The organism is Pantoea sp. UBA5923, from assembly GCF_002431095.1.
In the GTDB taxonomy this organism is placed as follows: Bacteria; Pseudomonadota; Gammaproteobacteria; order Enterobacterales; family Enterobacteriaceae; genus Pantoea; species Pantoea piersonii.
On the sequence record NZ_DJDN01000020.1, the window covers coordinates 43128 to 55839 of the forward strand.

The window sequence follows — 12712 nt, forward strand, 5'->3', positions numbered from 1 at the left end:
AAAAAATTAAAAAACTAACTCCCAAAAAGCTTTATCACGCATCTTCTTAACCTGCTTATCCCCATCAACATACAGGCTAAAATGCTTCTCAAGCTGCCGAATCTGTCCCATCAAAGACTCCTGCTCACCTTTATCATCAACATTAAACACCGCCTTGATATCCGCATTCTTAATCTCCGAGACTCGGTGGATAACCCACGTCAGAATATAAGAAGCATAATTATTTTCCCCAGTTTTGAAGTGGGTTATCTCCTGCGTTGATAGGATCGCACCAACGCCATACTCACGACCTTCTTTAAGGATCTTACGCAGGCTGGAAAAATCCTGACGCATAAAGTTATCGGCTTCGTCCACCAGAATCATTTTGGTGAGCTGACGATAATCTCCTCGCACCACTGGTTTACCGCGCTTTTGCATCTGCGCGTAAAACAGATCCAGCGTGAGCGCGACTACCAGGTTTTGCACTTCTGGTGGGTAGCCAGCCAGTTCAATCACCGTGACACCGTCAATCAATTCGTACAGACTGGTCATCTTCTCCGGGATCGTTTCGAATATCTTGTAACGCGCCAGTTTAGAAAGCGCTGCGTAAAGCGAATCTTCATCAACTTTTTCCTGATCAAGGAAGCGCTGCCATACATCTTCAATAGTTGGCGCGGGTCTTGACCATGTTGTTGAGTCTTCCGGTAAAATCCCCGCAGCTTCGTAGCATTCTAAGATCAGATTTTCTAGTTTGAGCTGCTGCTTATGGCCCAATCCATAGGCTTTTGCCATCGTTTCCGATAGCCCACCAGCGGTATGAATTGGTAGCATTGGCGTGTCACCAAACAGAGATAAGGGGTTGTAAGGCAGTTTAAATAATTTGTACTTTTTGGCCCCCGTAGCATCAAGAAAAGCCTCATCCACATAGTCTGATTTGTAGTCGAAGATCAGCAAACCAATAGGTTTACCATCAACGTTACAGGACTGATTACGCATCAACTGTGTGACCAGCGATTTAGTAAACTGGGTTTTACCGGTACCCATCGTTCCAATAATGCCGGTATTGGTATTCATGAACTTGGCGGTGTTGGTTGGCTCCCAATGTAACGGGCTCTGACGCACAGCATCATGACCAAACAGGATCTGTAATGGAGTATCGCTAATATCAGTAGTCGCCATCGGTACAGCAGGCTGTAATGACTCGGGTTCCGAAATGGGCTGTGCAGTAGTCGGCGTTGTGACTTTTAGCACGACTTCGGGTTGTGACGAACTGGCATCACACTCTGGCTTAAGCCGGTATTTTTCCGGCACCCGGTAACGTTCCGCCAGCGGTGGTTCCCCCCCCTGCGCAGCAATCAGCGAAGGCAGCAGTGAATAAGGGATTTCAATCTGTAAGATATTCTCCGCTGTCTCTTTATAAGAGAGATCGAAGCAGGCTGCACTGTCCACATGCGCCACGACGAAGCCGTCCGCATAGTCGGCCAACTCACCTAACTCATAGTCACCCGTTAACCACCATTCGCGTCTATCCAGCAAGGGAGCCAGTTTGTTGCTGTCCAGCACACCATACAGACGCAGTTTCTCCACTTGCATCAACACCTGACGAATAAAGAGCGCCCGGTACAGCTGTGATGCCAGCGTTTGTGGTTCCAGAATATCCTGCTGTAAATAACGTTTCAGCTCACGAGCCTGTTGGCCTGCATAGCTGTAGTCCGGTCGCGCCCCGGTTTTAACTTCCAGAGGCAACAAATAGAGGCGGTCTTCTTTGAATCCCACAAAGAGCACATCATCAGAGATCGCACCTTTACGATAACCCTGTAAATTTCTCGATAAATCGCTCTCTTTCATTTTCAGTCCGACATTGCCGGACACGCGAATCATTTCGGCCACCGATAACGGAATCCAGCAAATATCGGACTGGTGCAACATAGATTGCACAAATTTGTACGCACCTATAATGCCGTGCTTCTCTTTACGCTCTCTTTCACTGGAACGCAGCATTTTCAGCAGCCATTCACCGTTAAAGGCATTAAATTCAGCCAGCAGATGCTGACTATCAACAGCTGGTTGCCCTGACTGGCTTCCGGTCTGGAGTAACCGTAGGAACAAATCAACCTGCTTCGTGACGGTGACGGCATCGTAGCCTGCGCAACTGGTGTACTGGTCAGAATAGTGGATAAGCACCACATCTTTCTGACTGGTGAAAAAGTCGAGGGTGACTTTAGGATCAATGATGGTGGTCCAGAGCGCGCTATTGTATGAGTAATTGAGTAGCTGTTTAAAATTGCCGCTCACGGCCAAGCCGATCCCTTGTCCATGATACTGGCTGTTGCTTTGACGTGCGGGTTGCCACAGGCAGCCGATTAGTCGGGCAAGACGCAGGGCGCAGTAGGACTCAGTATCCACATCACGCAGTCCAAACGCGGTAAAGTAAGCATCCCCCTGCGTTTCGGCACCTTCCCCAGCGATCAACCCATGACACAATACCCCGCTGGACGCATCTTCAATGCGGATCTGGCGGCAATCCACAGGTGCTGTATTGGTGAAAAATGCCAGATGTGCATAGGCCAGCTTGTCGCTTTCTGACGGCAGGACAAACTTGCTGAACGTTAACCGGCTACGCAGCAGGTCAATCAGCATATCGGCTTCCGCCCGCCATACGCCGCTGTTCAGATCGAGATCGTTTTTGAGCTGCTCATAGCTACCACTTTCGGCAAAGTGATCGAACATATTAGGTAGCAAACGTTCATCGTAGCAGTTCACATGCACCGAAATAGCGTGCTCTTTTTCCTGCTTAAAATATTCCACTAATCCCAAAAACAGCTCTTTAGCATTACCCTGATTAATGGCATTGATAATCAACGCATTGTTTCCAGCGCTCTGGAACAATCGAGCGTAGGCGTCTGTAAACTCATTGAGTTTGTCTTTTACCAGACGTTTAATGTAGTCATGACTAACCTGTCGCTGAGGAACCACATCAATCCAGAAGCGGTTCTCCTCCACCGGCTGTAGTTGCGCGTATTCATGCTCACTGTGGTAAACAAACGGTATTAAGCCGGAAACCATCAAGCGATCAAGAGTGATCGGCGGCAGTGTGGCAAATGAAGCCGAATCGTGCTGTTCCGACTCCGCAACGATAGTTTCTGCCAGTTGTAGATGGTAGGCCAGCACTAATGGGTGCAGTGGTGAGAGACGCTCATGGTTATCATTGCGGCAGATCCCCAGATGCAGAAGACGCTTCTCCTGCGCTGTCAGCGCTCTGCTCAGGCCGATTTGCTGGAGTGACTGTTCAAACGTAGTAACAATGTAGCTGACCAGTGTGCGATATTCCGCTGACCAAGACACCAGACTCGGCAGGGTGTTACGACGATGATAGTAGGCAAATAACTGCTCATAGGCGTTATGGAGATCGGGGTAGCTGGCAAGAAGTTCATCCAGCGCAAACTCGCTATCGTCATTTCCCGTACCCAGCAGACGTTGCTCAATTAATGAGGCTTCCAGTATCAACAACTGCTGGCGTACACCGACGACCTTGTGTTCAGTATTATCGAGTATGATGCGCCCTTTTAGTCGGTTCCAGGTTGCATTGCCCTCTTCTTTAAACAACTTATTGAAACGACTTTGGTCAAAAAGCAGCGGCAGCGTTAGCCCTTCTTCTGCTCCCGGCCCCTCGATGTTAAACGACAGACGGGAATCACCGGAAACGAGCACAAACTGAACCAGGTCACTTTGATTTGCCAGCGTCTCAAAATTCACATGAGCATAATGCTGGCAGTCGATGTCTTCGCTCTCGTCATCCAACGTACAGGTCAGGCTGCCAGACTCGGCAATACGCAGCGTGTTATCTTCCAGTTGCAGGGTTATTTGGTCTTTACCTGGCTCAATGCGGTAGCAGTGCTGAATATCGTTTAGCCAGAATTGTCCCTGCTCAACTAACAACAGGCGAAATTTATACTCTTCGGCTGAATTATTGCGGTTGGTCAGTTCGAGACTAAAGAAGCAGGGATGCCCGTCAAAAGGAACCGACGCCATAATGCGGGAAGTCTTGCCGCCCGCCCGGCTGGTGCGCCAGAAAGGCATGTTCTTTAACTGGCGATTATGGGCAATCTTTATCTGATTATCCTGAAGATCGTTGCCCTGAAAGCTGAACTCCAACTCAGCCTTTGATTGCCCTGGCTGCACCTGCACCAGTAGGCTGATATCGCGTTTTCCTGCCTTACTGGCACTTTTTGCCCGTAGCCAAATCTCGCCGTTTTCGACGGAAACATTCTCCAGTACCAGTTTTTGTTCGCTGTTCTGCTCTTTCTCTTTCCTGTAGTCGGAGAAATCGAGCTCACGCCAGTCATCTTTATCGTAAAAATGCTCCTGAATAAATTTTGTACTAAACTCAGGTAACACATTTTCGAGCTGTCCACTGTAGCGTTCAACACTATCTTCTATCTGGCGATATAATTTCCGGTTTTCATTCAGCCGGGTGCGTAGCTGCTTCTGGCTATAGTTCAGTAGTTCATCATCTTTAAACAGATGGAGCTCGGAGAAATCCAGATTGCCATCATCCAGCAAGCGATACAGCGAAGAGAAACCAAATACGGTCGCGCCTTCATCCAGTACCGTCGACAGTTGATCCTCCAGCAAACAGCGGGACAATTCCGAACGGTTACTACCAGTGGTAATGAGCTTTTCCAGTTGATGACTGAAAGTTTGGGGGTACCAGATAGCATCCGGTGCCGCCACGTCTTTCGTGCTGTTAATCAGGGTATCGAGCATACTGTTGTGAATAATCAACAGCGCTGTTTGGGCAAAAACACCGCTACGCCCTGCAACCTCATCGCGCAAATGAGAAATGTAGTTTTCTGTAAATGCTGGAGCCTCGGCTCCGTGCAGTACAGGAATAAGCTGAACACCATTGCAGGGGAGGCAATCAATATATTGCCCTGGCGCAATTTCCAACTGATTGCCGTCCGCCAGAGAGACGAATGCTTCCCAGAGTTTTAGAGCATTATCGGGATCGGGAGATTTGAACTGGTAGCGCTCGCCGGGCTGAATGATGCCACCTACCCATTCAATAAAGGTTTCCGCCAGATAGGTTTCATACTGTTTTACGGACATACACGGCGTCTCCACTGTCACTCATTCGCTCTACATTTCCCATGCGCTCATAAAACGCCACTAGCGTTTGCGCCGACTGGTTGTCCAGATAAAAACCGCGCTGTTCAAAACCGCGAAGCAATTCATGCAGGCGAAGTTTGTCATTTTTGCCTACGGTGAGATTGGTCAGTAACAGCAGACGATCCTGATTAAGCACCAGCACTTTCCCTGCTCGACCACGCACCTGAATGAAGTCAGTGCAAATCTGGTTTTCCAGCTCCTTAATGTAGTTCTTATTTATATCCGCGCGGTTAGTTTTTTTATCCTGGAATTGCTCTACGGCAACGGATAATAGCTGTTTGAAAGCACTTTCCAAATTTGTAGCGCGTTCACGAGCTGGGAGATCTCGTTCTTCCTTACTAATAAATTTTTGTATGTAATCATTAAGCTCATCTAACACTTGATTTGGGGTGCCTGAATAACTCAAACAATCCTGATATACCTGCCAGAGAGGGCGCTTTTTCGCCCCTTTTACCTGCAATACCTCCAACGCGGAAAGTATCGGGAACAGTTTTTCTCTCTGGCTGGAGAATAACCTATAGCCATAACGTTTCACCTTTTCCCGTTCAGAGCTGGCTTTTTCGCTATCAAGAATAAAAAATAGCGATTTGCTTTGTGGTTCGCCGTCCTGCCAGTTGTCCAGATTGAGCGCCAGTTGAGCGCACCAGCTAAAGGCGTACAAACGTAGGGTGTTGGTCAATTCTTGTAAAAGGTATTGTGGGTGCTCCGCCAAAAACGCCAGATCGGACTGAAAACACGTGACCATATACGGAAGATAGGGTTGCTCTTCGGCAAAAGGTCCTTTCCCCAGCAATTTTATTTTTTCATTGAGCTTATCCAGCATTTGCTGCTCAATAAAGTTCAGTCTGTCCTGTATGGGGTAACGAAGGCTAAAATCGCCCATCAAATTGGCAAAAAGCGTACCAAGACGTTTATCTGCCGTTGATCCCGTACTTATTTTTTCACCATTAAACTGGGCGTGAAACAGTAAAAAAAGTGGGGATACACGGAAAATATCCTGACTGGAAAAATACATCCGTTCTAGCACCGACCAGAATGCAGGCTCATCAAGCAGCTCCTGCATATGTGTCTTACAATCTTCACGGAATTGGTCAGAATCGTAGGCTTCAATTTTGCGTTTCAGGGCATAGCTAAGGACTAAGCCGGTAACAAATTGCCAGTTAACATCATTGTTTTTATTGCGTACCGGCAAGTAGCTATCCAGTTGATTATTACCCACTTTTAACTCGGTTGCGATAGGGTACATTCTGCTAACCCTCCATACCGCTAATAGTGATCATATCGTCATCCGCCTTTGCACGATAAACCCGTTGTCCACCATCATAAAATTTGATTTCGCTGCTGAATTTAGCCTGATCTGCAATCAACTCAACAATTTCATCCAGTAACACGATGGCATTTTTATCGTATTTATTCGGACGATAGCCATTATTCAACTTGTCCAATAATTCGAACAAATTAAGCCCGATATGGATATGCGGCAGTGGATTTTCCCCCACTTTTAAATAGACATCGAAGCCGGTTGGATGGGCCGTATGTTTATTGCGGATGGCATCCCAATTAGGCTTCATCTCTACCGGCGCAGTTATTTTGACCCCACCAAACTCACCCAAAAAGAACTCTTCTTTTTGCATAGTTAATTCAGGCGCTTTGCGGTTCGCATAGCGCTGGATACCTGCGATAAGTTCGAAAGCATAGAAGCGATTCAGTGATCTTTTTTGCTCCGGATCTGCTGTGTAATTTCTATGCAAGTGCCAGATTTCTGAGTAACGTTCAAACACCGATTCGTTAAAGAACGAGGAAAATTTCTGGTGATAATCATTTCCCAATGATTCGTGTTGTAGTAGCCAAAAAAGCCGGATCAATGAAGTTGCATCGCCTGGCTTAACGCACTGGCGATCAAATTTTATGTGCAACGGCTCAAGCGCGGTTAAGAAATTGTCAAGATCGGCGTCAACCAGTCCAAGCTCATAGCGTAAAATGAACTGATCGAGTTCATAGGTATGCAATCTGGCAGGATCAAAATCGGAAACTTTTTTAATCAGGTCATTTTCTGCACCGGTGAAGAGGTTATCGAATAAGTAGCCAGGTCCCGTCAGCAAGTGATGTAAAAAATCCAGCAGTGTTCTGGTAGTTACGAACTGATCCTTAATTAATCGCGCTTTAAAAAGTTGTGTAATTAATACATTCTGCACGCCAGGTATGCAAAGTAATTTAAAGTTTGCGACCTCTTTTAGATCTGGGTTAACTGACTCATCGCGCCGAAAGATAAACTGAAATAAATTATTATCATCATCACGAGTTAAGTTATCTAATAAGGCTTTAATAAATGATGAATAGTTTTTATTTTCGTTAAACTGGAATTTAGGGTAATGTTCAAAATCAAAAAAAGAACAATTTTCATTACGGTAAGGACGGCTTGTATCTTTCTGCGCCGATAAAAATGAGTCAATCGCCGATCGGATCACCTGATGGCATTCAGCGCCTTCTCTGGCAAAATTGGCGAGCATTCCGGTGTTGATGCCGATGACCAGTGGAGATGATTTATGATGATGGTTAGCAAATAAATTATTCAACGCATCAATGGCTGATTGCCGTGGAGCAAAGCTATGTGTGGCATCCAGATGGAAACTAAATCGACGCTCATAACGCGGATCTGATTGGCAACGGGTTAAAATTTCGGACTTCCCATCCCCGCTACTACCGCACAAAAAAATGATTTCCCCAAGCTTAGCAATATCTAAATAACGTTGTAGTTCAGTTTCAATCTCTTGCTTAACAAAGAGTTGCTCCTTCAACTGGTCGAACTCATTCTTCTGGCGGTGTGTCACGGTGGTGACGGAAAACGAAGATGACTTCGCAAGTACACCCAACGCTTTACGTAATGTGATTGCGCTCATAACTTCATGTTCTCTAAAGTAGGAATACACCTATTCTATAAAAGCTACCCACTGATATCTATAGGCTCTTTGACACACTCATTACAAGCAATTTCAACATTGTGTATTTTCCTATCCGTCCACGAAACACATCCAGAGATGGCAGGTTAAGTCCATCCATCAACCAGCCTCACTTTGGAAACCGCTTGATTAGTTGTATATTAATTAAACACATATACTAAATATTACCCCGATTGATTTTTGCATAGTCAAACGGCGTAATCCCACTCTCCCGATTCGCATCCTGAAAATCAGCCCACCACTTCAGCATCAGTTTGCGTTCATCCAAATGCTCTGCCTTATGAATGTAAGCAGCATGCACAGAGTTACGCTCCATATGGCTCATTTGACGCTCTACCGCATCCCTAGACCATACCCCTCATTCAATCAACGAGCTACACGCCATCGCCCTGAAGCCATGCCCACAAATATCGACCTTTGTGTCATAACCCATAACACGCAGCGCCTTGTTCGCCGTGTTTTCAATCATCAGTTTACAAGGGTTATGATCGCCAACGAAAACAAAGTCGCGCTCGCCACTAAGATTGTGAACTTGTTTAAAGATTGCCAATGCCTACCGAGATAAGGGCACCAAATGTGGTGTACACATTTTCGAGCCACGCTGCGAATGCTTTACTCCTTCGATAGCTTCTCGTTCAGCTGGTATCGTCCACATTGCTGTTTCAAAATCAATTTCGGACCAACGCGCAAAGCACAATTCACTGAAACGAATGAAGATCAGTAAGGTGAGCTCAACAGCCAGGCGGGTAAAAGGCCGTCCCGTATAACCATCAATTCGGTGGAGGAGTTCAGGTAGGCGTTTCAGCCCAAGGGCAGGGCGATGGACACGATTACTGGACGCAACAGCGCCAGCCATTTCCCAGGCTGGGTTGTAATCAATCAAGCTACTTTGCACAGCATAGCGCATGATTGCAATGGTTTGCTGCTGAAGGCGAGAAGCGACTTCAAAGCGGCCAGTTACCTCTACAACTTTAATTGATACAAGCAGGTCGTGAGGAGTCTTCAGCTCTTCAATGCTACACTTGCCAATTGCTGGGAACAAATTATCTTCCAGACTCTTCAGTATGCGTCGGCTGTGATCCTCTGACCATTTCTTATTAGCTGCGTGCCAATCTCTAGCGACCGATTCAAAGGTAACCGTCTCTTTCGCCTGGTCTTCTTTCACAGCACGTTTGAGTTCGCGAGGATCGATTCCAGCATTAACAGGCCTTCTGGCCTCTTCCCTTTTCTGACGAGCATCAGAGAGGGATGTTTCAGGATAAACACCAAACGCCATCAGGTGCTGCTTGCCACCAAAGCCAAAGCGAAACCGCCAATAATTTGAGCCGTTAGGATGGATAAGCATAACATGTCATTTCCATAGGCAAGGGTGTCCCCCTTTTTCTACGGTTCGTAGAACTGACCTTTAATATCCGTCAACGCCTTAACCACTCTCCTTCCAAGTGCCGCTGTGAATATACAACCATTATCGAACCAGCATATATACTCGGTTCTATACTCAAAAGTGACTTGATGTGGGTTGACTCAAAGCGACTTTTGTTGAAAGTAAAATCGTGGAAAGCCTTGTGTACCGCGGGTTCCGGGCACAAAAAAAGCCGCTATTAAGCGACTTTTTCTTTTCCGATGGTGCCGAAGGCCGGACTCGAACCGGCACGTATTTCTACGGTTGATTTTGAATCAACTGCGTCTACCGATTTCGCCACTCCGGCACGGAAGGGTATGCGGAAAACGTCGATGATTATACCGGCACAGGACAGAGGCGCAACAGGAATCACCCTCCCCTCACACTAAGCGCTGAAAAAAGCACCATTTGCCAGAGCGATGCTCAAATGATTACGGCCTCTTCTGGTCAAGGAGCGTTTAGAATTGTTGCTCTTAGAGCCTTCTCTAAAAAGCAAAATGCGGAATTACAAGCCAGGTCAAAGAGATAATCAATGGTTATCTCATGTTCAGACATAAGGTTGATGACATAGACCAAATTTTTACATTGGTTGCTTAACGTTTCACGGAAAACCTTCTTTCTTCTTATAATCCTTGAACAGAGTTGTCATAATCGGCTAGAGGTCCGTTCAAGCCTTTTATGCCGATGATCCTAATGAAATAAGATAACCGCTCCCAAGCTTTTGCTTAAAATCATTACTTGTAGCTTTTATATTTACCACCAAAACAATACCGGACTGCAAAAAAAGGCCACGCAATCAAATAACAACCAAAACTTCACAAAGCTTCTTTTTTCACAATACTTTTATTTTTTCAATTATATTTAACCAAAATAAATTTTGCGTAACCTTAATGCCAGACAGTAAATCAATCTCGTGTTCACCTGAAGCAAATGCACATTATTTAAGAGAACAAGTAATGTACCATAGTGAAGGAATAATCAAGCAACTACAGGATAACAACATCCTGGCGGCTAACGCATTAGACCGGGCTGTTGCTGGTGTACGCGATGCTGTAAGAGATCAGGTTGAGAAAATCGACGCGGGAAAAACGCGACTCATAAACTATGGTTCTTGCTTCACGACTGAATTTTACGAGAAATGCACAGAACAAAAATCCGAAGACCAACGATTTATTGCAGGTATCTATCACCTCCTTAAGAACAAAGCCATTTTTACGGAAATGCTTGAGGTATATTTTGAAGTTATATTTAAAGACAGAGATATTCGGCAATTGCAAAATATCAAGCGTATGCTGATGCAGTTAAATATTCACATCGCAAAGAGTACACTAACCAGCAGGACCTTCGCACTCGGCGTAGCAATGGCTGTATCTATGTCATTAAATGCCAGTCTTCCATTCAGCCGCTTAACTGGAACCACTATTGGGGCAGCTGCATCTATTTTAGGCGTTTACGGCATCGTTCAGCAAGCAGCGGACAGTGCAAATCACTTAAAAGCAATACATCCAGATTATTATCAGGCTCTCTATATCGTTGAATTAGAAATGATGTATTTCCTGATTGAGGATAACTTTTTAAGAGCCGGAGCCTTGCAAAATAGATGGTTAGCCGATGATGAAGTTGCAGATATTATCTATAAGCTAGTGAGGCTATCGTGATTAAATTTTTAAAACGGATGCTAAAATTTGAAGCGCAGCTTACGTTCTGGACATGGTTTCCTAACATCACAACAATCACATTCTTTTTCATTGCGGCCCGCTTCTTTCCTGACTATATGATTTTTCTGACGTTGCTTTTTTGGATTGCCATGGTCTTTTTAGCTTACTTCCTGTGGCCACCAGGAAAGTGAGGCATTCATTCACCTGTGGCTTCAGACTGTTTTATAAAAGAATGATAAGTAGAATTTCAAAAGAATTGCGCTACGAGTCGATCACCTGGAAATATACCGAAGGAAATATCATTTACCGTGACTCATGGAACAATATGGCTACCGCTTAGCCTCACTGCTTTAATAAATTTCATAGCACTATGAAGAACAATATTATGTTTAAGACTTTCTTGTCACTTATCTTCAACGAAGGCATTATTCTGGCCTGCCTCGTCGCTTTCGGTTTCTTTTACCTCGAATTCACCCCGGATTACTGGTTAGTCTTAACAGTTGGGTCAATAATAATAGTTCTTATTGTATTACCTAAATTCACTGGGAGAGCTGATAAATACGATAAATGATTTTTTAAATGAGATTATGTGACTAATCCAGCTTGTTTATCATTAACAGATGAGAGCGTTTTGCCCATTATTATTTATCGCAAACCATGGAAAGCGATGGTCCTGGCTTCGCCTTACAGATTTTAAAACACTCCATTCACGCCTGAAAAGCCCCTGTGATAGCACCCACCCAAGGGCTCTGCGGTAAACAATTATCATCCTCGGGGCTAAATAACACTTCCGCCTCTATCGCTTACAACCATGCATCCAGGGCTAGAGACGCCTTAATCCGTCTCACCTGTACGCTCAGCCTTCCCCCTACAGAATCCTCCTATTCCACCCGACTCTCTTCCCCTCCCCGGAACTTTCCCACCTCAGATTCCTCTTAGCAAAACTGGCGCAGCAACGCATCGCGCGCAGGTCGAACATAAATGAGGTTGAGATGAATAAAGCCACACAACGCACTATTTTGGGGATGGGGTTCAGCGCGCTGCTGCTGGCAGGCAGCGCATCGGCGGCAAGCTGGCAGGATCAGCTGAGCAGCGCGGCGTCGCAGCTGAGCCAGCAGAACAACAGCAACAGCAGCGCGACCAACAGCACCGCTCAGAACGGCGGACTGTCGCTCGGCTCGCTGACGGGCCTGCTGAACGGCGGCGACAAAGCGGTCAGCTCCAACAGCATGACTAACGCCGCAGGCGTAATGCAGTACTGCGTGCAGCACAACGTCGTGGATAACAACGTGAAGTCGGTGAAAGAGCAGGTGCTGGACAAGCTCGGTCTGAGCAGTCAGACGGCGCAGACGCAAAACACCGACTACCAGCAGGGCATCGCCGGCCTGCTCAATACCGGCAACGGCCAGCAGCTTAACCTGCAAAGCCTGAGCAACTCGCCAATGGGCGAGAAGCTGAAAACCAAAGCCTGTGACGTCGTACTGAAGCAGGGCAAAAAATACATCGGCATGTAATCCGCCGCTGTACTGGCGCGAGCTGTCCCT

The 12712-nt window shown here is 46.1% G+C and carries 5 protein-coding genes, 1 tRNA gene and 2 pseudogenes; 3 read left to right on the forward strand and 5 right to left on the reverse strand.

Annotation, left to right across the window (positions count from 1 at the left end):
- Positions 1–6: 6 nt before the first annotated feature.
- The 5 genes and pseudogenes from dptH to B3797_RS04845 all read right to left on the reverse strand — a co-directional run bounded on the left by dptH (position 7) and on the right by B3797_RS04845 (position 9817).
- Positions 7–5088 carry a DNA phosphorothioation-dependent restriction protein DptH gene (gene dptH, locus B3797_RS04825; RefSeq protein WP_311790542.1) on the reverse strand — a complete coding sequence of 1694 codons (5082 nt, stop codon included), beginning with the start codon at positions 5086–5088 and terminating at the stop codon, positions 7–9.
- Positions 5069–6394 (reverse strand): DNA phosphorothioation-dependent restriction protein DptG, encoded by a 1326-nt coding sequence (gene dptG, locus B3797_RS04830; protein ID WP_311790543.1) that lies wholly within the window; start codon positions 6392–6394, stop codon positions 5069–5071. Before dptG ends, dptH begins: the two co-directional genes overlap by 20 nt.
- 4 nt (positions 6395–6398) lie before the next feature.
- A complete protein-coding gene (gene dptF, locus B3797_RS04835) occupies positions 6399–8048 on the reverse strand; it encodes a DNA phosphorothioation-dependent restriction protein DptF (protein ID WP_311790544.1) in 1650 nt (549 codons plus the stop codon).
- 217 nt (positions 8049–8265) lie between these two features.
- Positions 8266–9539, reverse strand: a pseudogene (locus tag B3797_RS04840) (tyrosine-type recombinase/integrase).
- Between the two features lie 193 nt (positions 9540–9732).
- A tRNA-Leu gene (locus tag B3797_RS04845) sits at positions 9733–9817 on the reverse strand.
- Between the two features lie 649 nt (positions 9818–10466).
- Between B3797_RS04845 and B3797_RS04850 the strand changes: the two genes are divergently transcribed.
- The 3 genes and pseudogenes from B3797_RS04850 (at position 10467) to B3797_RS04860 (ending at position 12682) form a co-directional block, all read left to right on the forward strand.
- The gene (locus B3797_RS04850; protein WP_311790545.1) at positions 10467–11168 is read left to right on the forward strand and encodes a hypothetical protein; all 702 of its coding nucleotides are present in this window, start codon (positions 10467–10469) and stop codon (positions 11166–11168) included.
- A 253-nt stretch (positions 11169–11421) separates the two neighbouring features.
- Positions 11422–11508: pseudogene (locus B3797_RS04855) on the forward strand (type VI secretion system tube protein Hcp); the annotation flags it as partial.
- Between the two features lie 652 nt (positions 11509–12160).
- Complete coding sequence (locus B3797_RS04860) at positions 12161–12682, forward strand: DUF2501 domain-containing protein (RefSeq protein WP_311790546.1); 522 nt, start codon at positions 12161–12163, stop codon at positions 12680–12682.
- Positions 12683–12712 lie beyond the last annotated feature (30 nt).